This is a genomic window from Paenibacillus sp. FSL R5-0923, from assembly GCF_038009145.1.
Taxonomy (GTDB): domain Bacteria; phylum Bacillota; class Bacilli; order Paenibacillales; family Paenibacillaceae; genus Paenibacillus_AQ.
In genome coordinates this window covers 2,030,692-2,047,381 of record NZ_JBBPAT010000001.1, presented here as the reverse complement: position 1 = coordinate 2,047,381, position 16,690 = coordinate 2,030,692, and the positions used below count along the sequence as shown (strand labels likewise).

Annotated in this window: 11 protein-coding genes; 5 read left to right on the top strand and 6 right to left on the bottom strand. The window is 48.3% G+C overall.

Translation table 11 applies throughout. The features are described from left to right. Positions 1–233 precede the first annotated feature (233 nt). From MKX35_RS09145 to MKX35_RS09135, 3 genes are all read left to right on the top strand, one after another. Complete coding sequence (locus MKX35_RS09145; protein ID WP_042191338.1) at positions 234–1,598, top strand: ABC transporter substrate-binding protein; 1,365 nt, start codon at positions 234–236, stop codon at positions 1,596–1,598. 253 nt (positions 1,599–1,851) lie between these two features. After that, positions 1,852–2,736: a carbohydrate ABC transporter permease gene (locus MKX35_RS09140; RefSeq protein ID WP_042130723.1), complete on the top strand. Its 885-nt coding sequence runs from the start codon at positions 1,852–1,854 to the stop codon at positions 2,734–2,736. 25 nt (positions 2,737–2,761) lie between these two features. Beyond that, complete coding sequence (locus MKX35_RS09135) at positions 2,762–3,652, top strand: carbohydrate ABC transporter permease (RefSeq protein WP_076300462.1); 891 nt, start codon at positions 2,762–2,764, stop codon at positions 3,650–3,652. 73 nt (positions 3,653–3,725) lie between these two features. Here the strand turns inward: MKX35_RS09135 and MKX35_RS09130 are convergent, their stop codons facing one another. Further along, positions 3,726–7,667, bottom strand: a complete 3,942-nt coding sequence (locus MKX35_RS09130; protein WP_341044072.1) for a beta strand repeat-containing protein — start codon at positions 7,665–7,667, stop codon at positions 3,726–3,728. A 635-nt stretch (positions 7,668–8,302) separates the two neighbouring features. Between MKX35_RS09130 and MKX35_RS09125 the strand changes: the two genes are divergently transcribed. After that, positions 8,303–9,124 (top strand): TerC family protein, encoded by an 822-nt coding sequence (locus MKX35_RS09125; RefSeq protein WP_076286043.1) that lies wholly within the window; start codon positions 8,303–8,305, stop codon positions 9,122–9,124. A gap of 160 nt (positions 9,125–9,284) precedes the next feature. Here MKX35_RS09125 and MKX35_RS09120 read toward each other — a convergent pair whose 3' ends face one another. Next, positions 9,285–11,654, bottom strand: coding sequence for a YcdB/YcdC domain-containing protein (locus tag MKX35_RS09120; protein WP_076300460.1), 2,370 nt, complete (start codon positions 11,652–11,654; stop codon positions 9,285–9,287). Positions 11,655–11,819: 165 nt separating this feature from the next. Here MKX35_RS09120 and MKX35_RS09115 point away from each other — a divergent pair, with 165 nt between their 5' ends. Continuing rightward, a complete protein-coding gene (locus MKX35_RS09115; protein WP_341044456.1) occupies positions 11,820–12,773 on the top strand; it encodes a serine hydrolase domain-containing protein in 954 nt (317 codons plus the stop codon). Between the two features lie 100 nt (positions 12,774–12,873). Here the strand turns inward: MKX35_RS09115 and MKX35_RS09110 are convergent, their stop codons facing one another. The 4 genes from MKX35_RS09110 to MKX35_RS09095 form a co-directional block, all read right to left on the bottom strand. Beyond that, positions 12,874–14,004, bottom strand: coding sequence for a low temperature requirement protein A (locus MKX35_RS09110; protein WP_076300458.1), 1,131 nt, complete (start codon positions 14,002–14,004; stop codon positions 12,874–12,876). Positions 14,005–14,182: 178 nt separating this feature from the next. Beyond that, positions 14,183–14,878 (bottom strand): ABC transporter permease, encoded by a 696-nt coding sequence (locus tag MKX35_RS09105; protein WP_231573342.1) that lies wholly within the window; start codon positions 14,876–14,878, stop codon positions 14,183–14,185. 50 nt (positions 14,879–14,928) lie between these two features. Next, the gene (locus MKX35_RS09100) at positions 14,929–15,705 is read right to left on the bottom strand and encodes an ABC transporter ATP-binding protein (RefSeq protein WP_076300457.1); all 777 of its coding nucleotides are present in this window, start codon (positions 15,703–15,705) and stop codon (positions 14,929–14,931) included. Next, a complete protein-coding gene (locus tag MKX35_RS09095) occupies positions 15,686–16,678 on the bottom strand; it encodes an ABC transporter substrate-binding protein (RefSeq protein ID WP_143759552.1) in 993 nt (330 codons plus the stop codon). Before MKX35_RS09095 ends, MKX35_RS09100 begins: the two co-directional genes overlap by 20 nt. Between the last annotated feature and the right edge of the window lie 12 nt (positions 16,679–16,690).

The window sequence follows — 16,690 nt, the reverse complement described above, 5'->3', positions numbered from 1 at the left end:
TCTTAAATATGAACCATGTTTCTATTAGCCAGAAACTCTTAAGATGAGGATGCAAGCAAAAACGCCTTCGACGTCTCTTATAGACGGTCAGCGTTTATGCGAGAAATATAAGGATAATGTATAGCGTGAAACTTATACATTCTTATATTTCAAGAAGAAACGACGTTGTCGTCTTCCTTGATGGATAACAATCGTTTCTTCAAAATACATCATTCTAAAAAGGTGGGTTTTTGATGAAAAGTAAAGGAATCAAGCTAATGCTTATGAGTCTAATGCTTCCAGCTCTGCTTGCAGGCTGTGGTGGCGGAAATAACAATGCGAAAGCTACAAACGCTCCTGCAAATGACAAAGCCGAAGCTACTGCCGAGGCCACAGCGAACGCACCAGCCGAAAAAATTACACTGAAGTTCTTCACCGCACTTGCGGATCGGGCAAACGGTTCAGGCAAGGTGGAGCAAGACATTATCGACGCTTATATGAAAGAGCACCCTAACGTCAAGATAGAAGTGGAAGCGCTTCAAGATGAACCTTATAAATCAAAAATCAAAGTATATGCTTCCAGTAATCAGATGCCTGATATCATTCAAGCTTGGGGTCAGCCTTCTTTCCTGAGTCCTCTGCTCGATAATGACTTACTGCTTGAACTGAACAGCGCTGACTTCGAAGGTGATCAGTTTGTTTCTGGTTCCATGGACGGCTTCAGCAAAGATGGCAAACTGTATGGATTGCCACGTAGTGCAGACTATATGGTTATGTTTTATAACAAGAAAATCTTTGCTGACAACGGCATCGAGGTTCCAAAGACTACCGCTGACCTGCTCGCAGCTGTCAAAACATTGCGTGCCAACAAGATTAACCCTATCGCTATGAACGGTATGGATGCATGGACGCTGCCAATCTGGTATGAGTTTGTTGCTCAACGTCAAAATGGTGATTTTAATAAGATGGATGAAGCTGTTGCTCGTAAAATATCCTTTAATGATCCTAGTCTTGTTGCAGCTGCAACTGAAATGCAAGATTTCGCAAATGCTAAAGGTTTTGCCGACGGCTGGCTGACCGCCGATTACGGTGCAGCGCGTAACTTGTTCGGACAAGGACAAGCCGCTATGTTCTTTATGGGCGCTTGGGAGTCTGGCCTAGCTACAGATGTGAACTTCTCTGAAGAATTCCGTAATAATGTAGGCGCATTCGCTTTCCCTGGTTCGGATAAAGGTAAATCAACGGATGATGCTGCTTGGTACGGTGGTGGATATGCAGTAAGTAAAAACTCCAAGCATCCCGAAGCTGCTGTTGATTTCTTGAAATATTTCTTCGCTCCTGAGAACTGGTCCAAGATGTTATGGCAAGCTGGCGCGGGTACACCTGCACAAAAATTCGATGAATTCTTGACTGGTAATGAAACTCAACTCCAAAAAGAACTAGTCGATGTCTTCAGCTCGATGACCTCTTCTAGCGGAACTCCGCTACAGGATATTGGTAACGACGAGTTCAAGCAAAAGGTAATGGAAGCTCACCAAAGTCTACTCTCCGGCGCTATGAATACAGCGGAATTCGCCAAAGCACTTGACGCTGCATCCGATAAATTGGCTGGTAAATAAACTCTAATTCTACTAAGTACATGAATGGCGGCGCTTCTGATTTAACATCATAAATAGTGGCGTACAACCCCCGACTTCCCCCAGAGGTCGGGGGTTTGTTGTTCGAGCATAAACGCCTTCGCCGTCAACGAATTTATCATTTCATAATTTAAAAAATGTGTACAATCATCTGAAATATACGGCATGTTCCACGGTCTAGCTTCCCGTTACGATGGTAGTAGATAGATTACTCTTTCAAAGGACGGAGATTTCCATGCACAGAGTGTTAAGCGACAAAAAAGCGATATTTCTACTCATCGCACCCGGGTTATTCCTGTTTGCTTTTATGATTTGCATCCCTATCTTCATGAGCGCTTATTACGGCTCAACGGACTGGGGCGGGATCGGCAAGTACAATTTTATCGGCTTTGATAACTATCGCGAAATCCTATTTCATGACAAAGTATTCTGGACTTCACTGGGCAATGCCCTGTTACTAACCGCCGCTACTGTATTCTTACAGCATCCCTTTGCTATTCTCATAGGGATATTCCTGACCAATTCCGGCAAATACGAAAAAATATTCCGGACGATCTTTTTCATCCCCGCAGTAATTTCTGTTGTGGTTACAGCCAAGCTGTGGAGCGGGATTTTTCATCCCAATTACGGATTGCTTAACAAGTTGCTTAGCGGCGTTGGGCTGGATTCACTCACACATGATTGGCTTGGAGATCCGAAGACAGCGATCTGGTGCATCATCATTGTTGTAATGTGGCAAGGTTTTGGATACGCACTGCTGCTATATTATTCAGGTCTGCAAGGCATTCCAAGTGATCTAAGCGAAGCCGCAAAGATCGATGGCGCGAACAACTATACCCTCTACACGCGCATCATCATACCGCTTCTTTCGCCTATGATGCGAGTTGCCATTATCATCGCGGTTACAACCTGTCTTAAGCAAATGGAAACCGTGTTCTTAATGACCAACGGCGGCCCGGCGAACAGCACGCAATTCTTAGGGAACTACCTTTACAAAACAGCCTTCTCATCGTCGCTTTACGGCTACGGTAATGCCATATCCATCCTATTCATTGTGTTCTGCCTTGTACTGACCGTAATACTCAACAAGGTTCTGAAGAAAGATATCGGAGAGTTTTAGAATCCCTGTAACCGGAGGAAATCATATGAATAATTCATTAGCACCTGCCGCTTCGCCCCTCAATCTGAAGCTTCATAAACAGAAGCGCAGTAAACCTAGAACTGGCAAAATCCTAATGATGGTGTTTCTTTGTCTCATTGCTTTGATTCAGTTATTTCCGCTCATCTGGCTGATCGATTACTCCCTGCTAAAGAGTGGTGATTTTTTCGGAAGCTCTTTTCTGAAATGGCCATCCCCCCCGCAATGGGAGAATTATAGAAACGCTTTTACCTATGGGCGTGTACCACGCTATTTTGCCAACAGTCTTATCATTACAGTAATTACCGTTGCGCTGTCCGCACTAGTGTCACTGATGATGGGGTATGCGTTCACCCGTATGAAATGGAAGCTAAGTGGTATCGTGTTGTCACTTATCATGATGGGCATGATCATTCCCATTCACGCGACACTGCTGCCGAACTTTATTCTGTTTAACAAGCTCGGAATGCTGAACAATATGTACACACTGATTCTGCCTTATTCAGCTATTGTCATCCCAATGAGTGTGCTCATCATGACTGGTTTTCTAGAGACCATCCCTCGTGCGATTGAAGAGTCGGCGGTTATCGATGGCTGCGGCATTTACGGTGTGATCTTCCGCATCATCTTCCCTATTACGAAACCCGCACTAGCTACCATCTGTGTACTCAATTTCATCAGCACATGGAATGAATTTATTATGGCGAACACCTTCCTCACCTCGGAGGATCTAAAAACCATTCCGTTCTCCATTATGAAATTCGCCGGAGAATACTCGTCCAACTACGGTGCTCAGTTTGCTGTTATGACGATCATTGCGATCCCAACCATCCTGATCTATCTGCTCTTCACAGAACAGATGACAAAAGGAATTACCGCTGGAGCGGTTAAGGGCTAACACAAAAAGCGTGGAGAACTCTATTAGAGTCCTGCACGCTTTTTTAATGCTGAAGAATCTATTTCTTTGTTACCTAGCTTAATTGCTTTAAAACTATAGAAGCATTGACGTTTGCCTGAGTGCCTCCCGCCAATGTCTGTAAAGTAACTGCAGCAGCTGAACTATGATTTCTCAGCGTAAGAACATCGCCCGATGAGAGAGCGAGTATCGCCTGCCCATTAGTTTGCTGAGTGCCAGCACCTGAACCATATACCGTACCTGCAGCCTCGGCGCCATTTAAGAATAATGCGAATTGATTGGGTTCCACACCTGAAACTGAAAAATCAACCTCATAATTACCCGTATTAGTAACCGAGATTGTAGTGGTCCCAGGGGCATGTGTAATTCCAGGTGTTAGAAGTCCATTTGTATCAAAAGAGACATCCGCCTCTATTGGAACCACCTGAGCCCCTAAATTATAAACATACCCGAACTGAGCTATTCCGCCTGGGGCACCTGTAGCTCCAGTGGCTCCGGCTACTCCTGCCGGACCCGTCGTTCCCGTGGCTCCGGCTGCTCCGGCGGGGCCTGTCGTTCCCGTGATTCCCGCTACTCCCGCGGGACCCGTCGCTCCCGTGGCTCCCGCTACTCCAGCGGGGCCTGTCGTCCCCGTGATTCCCGTTACTCCGGCGAGGCCCGTCGTTCCCGTGGCTCCCACTGCTCCAGCTGGACCTGTCGTTCCCGTGGCTCCGGCTGCTCCGGCGGGGCCCGTTGCTCCCGTGACTCCGGCTGCTCCGGCGGGGCCCGTCGTTCCCGTGACTCCTGCTGCTCCCGTGGAGCCTGTCGTTCCCGTGTCTCCCGTTACTCCCGCTTGGCCTGTCGTTCCCGTGGCTCCGGTTACTCCGGCGGGACCCGTCGTTCCCGTGGCTCCCACTGCTCCAGCGGGGCCCGTCGTTCCCGTGGCTCCGGCTGCTCCGGCGGGACCTGTCGTTCCCGTGGCTCCGGGTGCTCCGGCGGGACCTGTCGTTCCCGTGGCTCCTGCTACTCCGGCCGGACCCGTCGTTCCCGTGGCTCCGGGTGCTCCGGCGGGGCCCATCGTTCCCGTGGCTCCGGGTGCTCCGGCGGGACCCGTCGTCCCCGTGGCTCCGGCTGCTCCGGCAGGGCCCGTCGTTCCCGTGGCTCCAGCTATTCCGGTGGAGCCCGTCGTTCCCGTGGCTCCCGCTACTCCCGCTGGGCCCGTCGTTCCCGTGACTCCAGCTGCTCCCGCAGAGCCCGTAGTTCCCGTCGTTCCCGTGGCTCCCGCTACTCCGGCGGGGCCCGTCGTTCCCGTAACTCCGGCTACTCCCGCGGAGCCTGTCGTTCCTGTGGCTCCGGCAGGACCCACATCTCCCACGAGGCCCGTTGCTCCCGTGACTCCAGCTACTCCCGCGGGGCCTGTCGCTCCTGTGACTCCGACTACTCCTGCGGGGCCTGTCGTTCCTGTGACTCCGGCTACTCCTGCCGGACCCGTCGTTCCCGTGGCTCCGGCAGGACCCACATCTCCCACGGGGCCCGTTGCTCCCGTGACTCCAGCTACTCCTGCCGCACCCGTCGTTCCTGTGACTCCGGCTACTCCGGCGGGACCCGTCGTTCCCGTGGCTCCGGCTACTCCCGTGGAGCCTGTCGTTCCCGTGGCTCCGGCTACTCCCGTGGAGCCTGTCGTTCCTGTGGCTCCCGCTATTCCCGCGGGCCCCGTCGTTCCCGTGGCTCCCGCTGCTCCGGCGGGGCCCGTCGCTCCCGTGGCTCCCGCTACTCCGGCGGAGCCCGTCGTTCCCGTGACTCCAGCTACTCCAGCTGGACCCGTCGTTCCCGTGGCTCCCGCTGCTCCGGCGGGGCCCGTCGCTCCCGTGGCTCCCGCTACTCCGGCGGAGCCCGTCGTTCCCGTGACTCCGGCTACTCCGGCGGGACCCGTCGTTCCTGTGACTCCGGCTACTCCGGCGGGACCCGTCGTTCCCGTGGCTCCAGCTACTCCCGTGGAGCCTGTCGTTCCTGTGGCTCCCGCTATTCCCGCGGGCCCCGCCGTTCCCGTGGCTCCCACTGCTCCAGCTGGACCCGTCGTTCCCGTGACTCCAGCTACTCCAGCTGAACCCGTCGTTCCCGTGGCTCCAGCTACTCCCGCAGGGCCCGTCGTTCCCGTGATTCCGGCTACTCCCGCAGGGCCCGTCGTTCCCGTGATTCCGGCTACTCCGGCGGGGCCCGTCGTTCCCGTGGCTCCGGCTACTCCAGCGGGACCCGTCGTTCCCGTGACTCCAGCTACTCCCGCAGGGCCCGTCGTTCCCGTGATTCCGGCTACTCCGGCGGGGCCTGTCGTTCCGGTGATTCCGGCTGCTCCTGCCGCACCCGTCGTCCCCGTGACTCCAGCTGCTCCCGCGGAGCCCGTCGTTCCAGTGACTCCAGCTGCTCCCGTGGAGCCTGTCGTTCCCGTGGCTCCCGCTACTCCCGCTTGGCCCGTCGTTCCCGTGACTCCTGCTACTCCGGTCGGACCCGTCGTTCCAGTGGCTCCCACTGCTCCAGCTGGGCCCGTCGTTCCCGTGACTCCAGCTACTCCCGCGGGGCCCATCGCTCCCGTGGCTCCGGCTACTCCAGCGGAGCCCGTCGTTCCCGTGGCTCCCGCTACTCCAGCTGGACCCGTGGCTCCGGCTATTCCCGCGGGGCCCGTCGCTCCCGTGACTCCAGCTACTCCAGCTGGACCCGTCGTTCCCGTGGCTCCGGCTGCTCCGGCGGGGCCTGTCGTTCCCGTGGCTCCGGCTGCTCCGGCGGGGCCTGTCGTTCCCGTGATTCCCGCTACTCCCGCGGGACCCGTCGTTCCCGTGGCTCCGGCTACTCCGGCGGGGCCTGTCGTTCCCGTGACTCCAGCTACTCCCGCAGGGCCCGTCGTTCCAGTGGCTCCCGCTACTCCCGCGGGCCCCGTCGTTCCAGTGGCTCCCACTGCTCCAGCTGGGCCTGTCGTTCCCGTGGCTCCCACTACTCCCGCTTGGCCCGTCGTTCCCGTGACTCCAGCTGCTCCGGCAGGGCCCGTCGTCCCCGTGGCTCCCGCTATTCCAGCGGGGCCCGTCGTTCCCGTGACTCCAGCTGCTCCCGTGGAGCCTGTCGTTCCCGTGACTCCAGCTACTCCCGCGGGGCCCGTCGTTCCCGTGGCTCCCACTGCTCCAGCGGGGCCCGTCGTTCCCGTGACTCCAGCTGCTCCCGTGGAGCCTGTCGTTCCCGTGACTCCAGCTGCTCCCGTGGAGCCTGTCGTTCCCGTGACTCCAGCTACTCCAGCTGGACCCGTTGCTCCCGTGACTCCGGCTACTCCCGCGGGACCCGTCGTCCCCGTGGCTCCAGCTACTCCCGCGGGGCCTGTCGTTCCCGTGACTCCAGCTACTCCCGCGGGGCCCGCCGTTCCCGTGGCTCCGGTTGCTCCCGCGGAACCCGTCGTTCCAGTGACTCCGGCTACTCCGGTCGGACCCGTCCTTCCTGTGACTCCAGCTACTCCTGCCGGGCCCGTCGTTCCCGTGATTCCCGCTACTCCGGCGGGGCCCGTCGTTCCCATGGCTCCCGCTACTCCCGCGGGGCCCGTCGTTCCCGTGGCTCCAGCTGCTCCCGTGGAGCCTGTCGTTCCCGTGATTCCCGCTACTCCGGCGGGACCCGTCGTCCCCGTGTCTCCCGCTACTCCAGCGGGGCCCGTCGTTCCAGTGACTCCCACTACTCCCGCTGGGCCCGTCGTTCCAGTGACTCCAGCTACTCCCGCGGGGCCCGCCGTTCCCGTGGCTCCGGTTGCTCCAGCAGGGCCCGTCGTTCCAGTGACTCCAGCTGCTCCGGCGGGCCCCGTCGTTCCCGTGGCTCCCACTGCTCCGGCGGAGCCCGTCGTTCCTGTGACTCCCGCTACTCCAACGGGACCTCTGACTCCGATAGGGCCCGTTGCTCCAGTGATGCCGCGGGTGCGATTATTAGCACATTTCTTTTTGATGATTTTTCGCTTACAACAATAGTTCTTTGAAGAACATTTTTTAACCAAATGATATTTTCTTTTTGACGGAGAATCATTTTTTTTGCAGCTTTTCTTAGATATGTGATTGGAATGGCCCATTTTTAGCACCTCCACGAAAACCTAATGTATACTACTCCAATTACCTATAGGAGAACATAGATATTCGTCTAGTAAGTGCCCTTTTATTTGTTATTTAAATAAACTTCTTCATTGATTATCAGCATAGATTAAAAGACATACATGTACTTTTAATCTCCCTCTCAGGAAAATTAAACTCTCCTATTCCTAGCAATGCAATCCAGATTTACAGCCTCCAACATTCCCTTACTATCAACTCTTATTCCTCCAACATTTTATTGACATTAACTTTCAACTCGTATATGATCTCCTTAGGCAAAATCACAACGAATTAAATCAAAAATTTAATATATCCCGTAAAGGGGAGTAGCTGTTAAATAAAGTCGTCAATACGAGAATATGAGGATATTCTCCGGCTTTATTGGCAATTCAACATTGTTAGCGAGACCTTTACCAATCAGGTTAGACCTTTATTCCAAAGGCTAATCTGTTTGGTAAAGGTCTTTTTTATATAAAATTGGTTAAAATGGTAAGGTAAGTATCTTTTAGTAGATATTTGCATAAGAAAAGGGAGGACAACAGTAATGGATTGGGGATTATTATTAGAGTACGGCTGGGTATTACTAGTTCTTGTAGCACTTGAAGGACTACTAGCCGCAGATAACGCACTGGTATTGGCAATTATGGTTAAACACCTTCCTGATGAGGAAAGAAAAAAAGCACTATTCTACGGATTAGCCGGAGCCTTCGTGTTCCGCTTCGGTTCACTATTTGTCATCTCTTACCTGGTTGATATTTGGCAAGTACAAGCCATCGGCGCACTTTATTTACTGTTTATCGCGGGGAACCATATCTTCCGAAAACTATTAATCAAGAAGCCCGTTACGGATGAAGCAGCTGAAAGCGGTACGGGCGGTGCAGTCAACAAAAAGAAATCCAGCTTTTGGTTTACTGTCTTTAAAGTAGAAGTTGCTGACATCGCCTTCGCGGTGGATTCCATCCTAGCCGCAGTTGCACTTGCGGTTGCACTACCTGCAAGTGGTCTTCCAAAAATCGGAGGCCTTGACGGTGGACAATTCCTCGTCATCTTTGCCGGCGGATTTATCGGATTGGTCATTATGCGTTTTGCAGCTTCCTTCTTCGTTAAGCTGCTTCACACCCGTCCAGGTCTTGAAATTGCAGCCTTCTTCATCGTAGGCTGGGTCGGCGTTAAGCTCGCAGTCATTACCTTGGCACACCCTTCACTTGGTGTTCTTTCCGAGGATTTCGCGCATAGTACCATTTGGAAGGTTACCTTCTATGTTGTACTCGTGCTCATCGCTGCAATCGGTTGGTTTATGAGCAGCAAGGTAGAAGAGAATGCTAACGAGAATCCAGTTAAAGAAGTAGATAAACAGCTCCATTAATTGTATTTGAATAGCAAAAACAAATATAACCCGAAAGACACACCCCTTCCGTAAAGGTGTTTGTCTTTCGGGTTGTTTTCTTTTACTCCCTATTTTGCTCCTCATACAGAAAAGCCTGCTTCCACCATCAAATGGGAAGCAGGCTCTGCATTATATATTCTTATTGACCAATGATCTGATCAGTCTTACCTTGCAGTTCCACTAGCTTCATAATCACCGTAGCCGCCAGTGCTTTCGTTACCGTCTGCTGCGGATTAAACTTGCCGTTGTCATCCTTTAGGATTCCCAATTTCACTACAAGAGCCACTGCACCCTTATTGTTTATAGATGCACTATCACTGAACTGACTTACCGTTACATCTTTATCAAGATAGGCTGTGAGTTTGTTGTATTTCAAAAAATTAGCCAGCTGAACAGCAAGCTGTTCCCGGGTTAACTTACTATCAATTTGCAGGCTTTGATCCTTGTTGATCCACTTACGATCTGCTGCATAAGTAACAACATCATAATATGAATTCTCAGGCTTCACACCTGCCACAGTTTTCCGTTCATTATTAGCAATATAACTGCTGAAATTCGGATTAGAAGCCTTGGCAAGATAGGTTAACCAATCGCCAACTGTTATTTCTTGATCTGGGTTTACTTTACCATCGGCATCCGGAGTAATCACATGATATTTTACTAATTCTGATAAGGGTTGTTCTGCTGCATGACCTTTGATATCCGTTGCAGATATTTGAGCATCTTGCTGACCGAGGTAATCATAGACCGCTACCCATTTTCCAGTGGCTGCATCTAAAACCTGATATAATCCATTAGATTCATCAAAAGTTGTATCATATACCAGCTTCACCTTTGGCGCGGCATAGCTATTATAACTATAGTATCCACCAACCTGAGTATACTTCAGCTTAGTCTGATATTTAGGTTTATAACTTTCGAGCGCTTCCTTCTTGGAAATTGTTGCATCAGGAGATAATGTGATTTCATCGATACCGTTTATCCGATTCCCCATGTAAGAAATCAGTCTGCCGTAAAGATCCAAGCTAACCGTAAGGGTACTGTCACTCACAGGAATGCCTTGATGATATCTAATAAACTGATATCTAAATCCTGATCCGTCTGAAGTAACGTTTGAGTTATCTCCATATTCTACAAGCTTTAGCTTCTGACTCGCCTGAGGATATAGGCTATTTATTATACTAAGTACTTTAGTCTTAGCTTCGGCCTCACTAAGCTTCTTCCCTCCAGCAGGGGCCGCCTCTTCCTTCTTCTTATCCTGAGTAGCACCATAAGCTTGAACCTGGTACTGTAATATTTCACCGGTCTTTGCATCGATCTCGGCAGAGGATTGTTCTGGAAATCCAGCCCCAATGTAGCGTTCATTTCCACTAGCCCCACCCCAGTATAACTGCCAGATCTTCCGATCTGTATCCTGATAGTCATTTCTCAAGCTTTGGGAGATCAATTTACGATCTGCTGGAATATATGCAACCTTCTTTACAAGCTGTTCCGCTTCTTTTGCAGTAAGCTCTGTAGTTGAAGTTCTTGCTTGAAAGACATCCTTGCTCTTTGCTACATCTGAATACACGACTGCGGTAGATACGGATTCTTTTCCTTCATAATCTATTCTCTTGCCTGTCAATGCATCGATAGGATATAGAGACTGATCCACTGGACGCCAGCCTAGAATCCAGTTGTTAGGTTTTCCGTTCTTATAAGTAGGAATGTAAAAAAGGCCTACATCAAACTGTTCCGCAAATTGCTTCTGTGCTTGCTCCAAGGTAATCTTCGGCTGTGCAGATGGATACTCAAGCCCTTGAGAAAACTTAGAGAATTGAATTACATTACCGTTGCCATCCACGGCTATATTAATGTTATCCGATCCAGAAGGAAGACCATTCTTCATGACACTGAAGTAATAGCTGTATTGAACAGGACCGAATAAAGAGTTCGAAAAATAATTATAACCAGCATTCTCATTTAATTGCAGATCACTGCTCTTAACCGATGAGGCTGCCTTAGTCACAAAAGCCTTGGCGATCTCCAGTGCCTGAGTCTGCGATACTTTCGGTGGATAATAGGATTCGTTATTCTCACGAGGGTATGAAATATACGTACTGATGATATCTCCATTAATGGCATCTACCTCACTGCTAAAGCCAAATCCCGAATTCCCCTCTTGAATCTGCCACTGAATATTCCAGATCATTTGATTTGCTGGAGGGGGGTAGCTTTGATTAGATCCCAGTTGTACATTGTTTACCGTTGCATCTTTTAGGGATGGGAATAATTCTTTTAGCTTCGCAATCGCTTGCTCCTGCGTGAATTTCACTTTTGTAAGATCTGCCTCAGAGTTCGTTGTAGTCACCGGCGCTTGTGTGCTAACCTGTGTTACCGTAGTGTTGCTACTAACAGATGTAGAATCGGCTGCGGCCAAGCCAGGGGGTAATAATAACGCGAGCGCCACTGAAGTAATCAATACCGTTTTAGCTGTCTGATGAACAAAGTGAGTGTTATTGCTTTTCAAAAGAATTCATCCTCCTCTAACACGTGATTCATAACATTATACAGATAATTACTTATATTTTCCATATTTAATTAACGACAGGAAATTACAAGGTTTATGTAATGCACCCTATATAAGCTATAATGGTAGGCAGCTACAGCTTCAACTCATCTATGAAAGGGGGCCATTCACATTACTGATTGGAACCTTCAGCCGCTTATAGACGGTATTACTGGCCTAGAAATTCGCAGTTGTCTAATCATTCAACATGGAAAACCTATACTGGAGCATTATCGCGAGCCAGAAATCGCTAAGGAGCTAGGTAAAATTAACTCATGCACCAAAAGCGTGCTCTCCGCCTTAGTCAGCATAGCCATAGATAAACAAATCGTTCCGCCACCTGATACACCTATTTCTCTATTTTTCCCTTTATTAAAAGAGGATCAAGATCAACGAAAAAAAGAAATCACTATCCGTCACTTATTAACAATGACAGCAGGCTTTAACTGGACAGAATTTGGGGGGCAAAATTCCTTTCCGACTATGACTAGAACCGCAGACTGGATAAAGTTTGTGCTCGCCCAGCCGCTATCTCATAAGCCAGGCACTGAGATGAACTATAACTCCGGCTGCTCCCAGATTTTATCCGCTATCCTGCGTGAATGTTCTGGACAAGACGTTGCAGCATTTGCTGAAGATCAGCTATTTCAGCCGCTTGGCATCGAAAGCTATCGCTGGGACAGTGATCCACAAGGCATACATACTGGTGGGTTTGGCCTTTATATGATGCCTGAGGATATGCTGAAATTTGGTCTCCTTTATTTGCAAGAAGGGCGCTGGAAGGATCAACAGCTCATTCATTCGGGTACTGTTCAGAAGTCCACTCGCCCCTATGTCGCAGCCACGCTACCACAGAAGGGCTTCTACGGATGGCACTGGTGGGTATCATCATTCAATGCAGGTACGGAGCAGCAGCCAAAGGAGATCCCTTATTATTTTGCGCTTGGCTTCATGGGCCAGCATATTATTGTGGTTCCATCCTATGAGCTGGTTGCAGTCATTACTGCGGATAAATACAAGAAAGGCTCACCAGCTAATGTGTTCGGCCGATTTATCGTGCCAGCGCTTCTTGGGCAATAACGACAGGGGGATACCGCACACTCCCATTATGAAAGAAGGAAGCCGGGTTGCAATGACCCGGCTTCCTTCTTCAATTTATTCAGCTTCGATACAACGAAGCTCAAGTCGTTAATTTTGCATACACAGCAAAAAATAACACCATTTCTCCAATGATCAGGTAATTGGGTATAAGGAACAACAAATCTACTGCGAAAAAAACTCCAAGTATACCTAATAATAACGCCAAATGAAATATCCCTAACCGTTGCTGTATACGTCTATATTTATGGAAGACCAGTGAGGTAGAGAAGAAGTAGAGCAGGACCGATCCAAAAATAAAACATACCATAAATGTGTAATCTAATTGTTCTAAAAATAGCAGTTGGATTGAAGCTGCAATCATGCTTAAGGATACATAAATAAATAAATGCCCATAAATTATGGTTTGCCCGGCAGTCTCTATCGTTTTGTCCACTTTCTTTTCAACATTATCAAAGTATTGCCACCACATAGCTATAATTAATAGAAAAGTTAATAATGCAAATAAAATAGATTGCCACGTCCAGTGGCTAGACTGTAAGACTGCAAGTATACTGACCACAGATTCGCCAAGCAGAATAAGGGTAAACAACGAGAAACGTTCTAATAAATGATGAGTGTTTATCGGGCTTTTCACCAAGTATCTCCGACCGATTAATGGAAGCAAAATGTCTATAGTAATTCCTGTATACAAAACTACATAACGTATCCAAGAGTCAAAGAAAAGTGATAAAGCAGAGATCACTAATCCAATCCAAAAACGACTTCCCAGATAACGGGCAGTGTCCTTTCTATCAGCTGCTTCATTCTTATTTACCGTAAGATATTGAATGGCAGTCATAGCTCTTAAGCCAACATAACCGATTAGAAATGGCATATAGTATTGATCAAAGTTAACCGATAAGCTGGCCGTCATTATTAATACAAAAAATAATTGTAGAATCAGAAATATTCGGTGTGAAAAGATGTCCTGTCCAAACCGATTTACAAAAAGCGATTGTCCCACCCAGGCCCACCAGATCGGAATGAATATTAAGATAAATTTAGATAAATATTCAAGTGGAATTGTACCCGCTTCTACATGCAACAAGACATGACTCGCTTTTGAAACTGCAGCTACAAAAAGCAGATCATAAAATAGTTCCAGCCAGGTAACCTTCTTCTCAGCAAAGGATGCTGTGCTGTGCTCAAATCCCGATGTGCGCTTATTCATCGTTTTACTCCCTTAGTTTGGATGTGTATCCAATACAGTTTATCGAATACTTATCCATCTTAACCGAATTGATATACTAATTTGAAGCCCCTTTGTTGCCACTCTAAAATCACACAAAAAAAGCCCCCCCTTGCCTAAACTCGACAAAGGAAAGCTATAGTTATATCTTCAACTATATTTAATTCCGCCACTTCATAAACTTGTAATCAAGATAATCAACAAGTAAGAAGAGGACAAATCCCACCAAGCTGAACAGCATAATTCCCGCATACATCTCCGGATAATCCAGTCTTAACCAAGCATCCATAATGAAGAAGCCCATGCCATGCTCAGTTCCATAAATCTCCGTGAAAAAGAGTACAGATATCGCTGTTCCCAGTGAAATACGAATCGTACTCAGAATGACCGACAGTGCACCTGGCAGTGTCACATGCCAGAATTTCTGCACTGTACTTGCCCCTATACTCGTTAAGACATCATAGGTATTCTCAGGAATAGCCTTCACACCATCCCTAACGGAGATAATAATCTGGAACAAGAGAATCAGCATGATCATTAAGATTTTAGACGTTTCACCAAGCCCGAAGAACAGCATCACAACGGGAAGCAGGGCAATTTTGGGAACAGGATAGGTCAAGTAGACCACAGGGTCCAGCAGCTTATTCCAAGTCAGCGAACGTCCCATCAGAAGACCAATGAGCAGTCCAATGATTAATGCCAGCACTACACCTGCAAAAATTCTGAACAAGCTATACCCTACATTTAAAGCAATCTCCTGACCACCTAAGTGAAACATAGCGTTATATACCGCGAATGGACTCGGCAAAATCGAATGATTCATAAGCAAATAGGCAATATACCAAACCACATTCATACAAAAGAACACAAACAACAGTCTTATTATGTGATGAATCCGATTTTTTCTCACCATATCTCCTGCATTACCTTTCTGATTCGCTTAGTCTGCTCAAAGAAATCTACACTGTCCCGCTTATCTTCATGCTTCATCTGAAATACCAATTGATTATCGATCATTTCCGGAGCTTCTTCTTTATTAGATGGCATAACAATAATTTTCTGCCCCAGCAGAATAGCTTCTTCCACATCATGGGTAACAAATAAGGTAGTCGCCGGATGCGCTAACCAGTTATCCAAAAACAGAATCTGTAGCGTTTCCCGCGTAATCGCATCCAGTGCGGAGAAAGGCTCGTCCAGCAGTAAAATAGTGGGCAAAATGGCGAACGCTCTGGCGATTGCCACTCTTTGCTGCTGTCCTCCACTAAGAGAAAGAGGATAACGATCAGCTAAATCAGAGATTCCCATCGATGACAGCCACTGATTAATCTGATTCTCCCGTTCTTGCTTGGATGTGCTCGCAGTATGCGAGATTTTCATCGCGATTTGAATATTATCATGTACAGTCTTCCATGGAAGAAGCCCGTAGTTTTGCGGTACCAGGCCGATCAGAGTTTCTTTATCATGCACGGATTTTTCATTAAAAAGAATTTGCCCCATATAGCTTGGCAGCAAGCCCGCAATCGCCCGTAATAAAGTTGATTTTCCGCTGCCAGAGGGTCCGATGATCGTGTAAATCCCATGCTCCGGTAAAGATAGATCCATCTTTCCTAAGGCCAGTTGACCTGTCTTGTACTCTACTTTAAGACCCTTAATGACGAGTCCCTTATTTTTTGAATTGGACATCAGAAATCACATCTTCAGCCGAGATATTTTTGCTAAGCAAACCTTTTTCCCGTGCCCATGCAAATGCGGCTTCTACTTCTTTCACATCCACTTGATTGGCAGGGACATAATCAGGTACCTTGATCTCATCTTTCAACGTTTCTGGATAACCAACTTCTTTGATCACAAGATCGATATATTCGGATTGATCATGAGATTTCATATACGCTACAGCCTCGTCATAAGCAGCATACATGTTGCGAATCGCATCTGCCTTAGCATCAATAGCGGTTTGTGGGAAAGCCAGTACAAATGGATTCACTCCCGCTGTATGCGTGGAGCTAAGCACGCGCAAGCCTGAAGCTTTACCCATAGTTACAAATGGTTCAGGTAAAATAGCTGCATCTGCCTTATTGTTCTTAAGCAATTCTAAACGGGTAGGGATTTGTGGAACCTCAGTTACCGTAATATCATCTTCCGTTAAACCCGCTTGTTTCAGCATCATTGCCACAGTATATTGTGTGGAGGTATTTTTGGACAAAATCACGGTTTTTCCTTTCAGATCCTTCACATCTTGGATGGCGTCATTCCCAGTCAATAAATCGAATTCACCAAAAGTTGTGCTAGTGATCTTCACATCCAGCCCGGCTTCATTGTAGATAGAAATTGCAACCAAATCAGCACTGATCCCCTCTAACTTGCCTGCTTGAAAGGCGACATCACGGTCTTTTGCACTCTTGAACGTTTGGATATCTAGGTTCACTCCATGCTTCTTATCAAAACCTTGCTCATGAGCAATTACAAAAGGAATCGCATCAATCGAAGGCAGTAAGCCAAGCGACAAAGTAACAGCTTCATTTGAGGCCTCTGCTGCGTTACCCTCTGTCGATGCTGTATTCGTGCTATTCTTTGAACCACAACCTACTGCAAGTACAGCGACGACAACGACCATCATCGACAACATCAACATTCTTTTTAATGCTTTTTTCTTCATAAAACTCTCCTA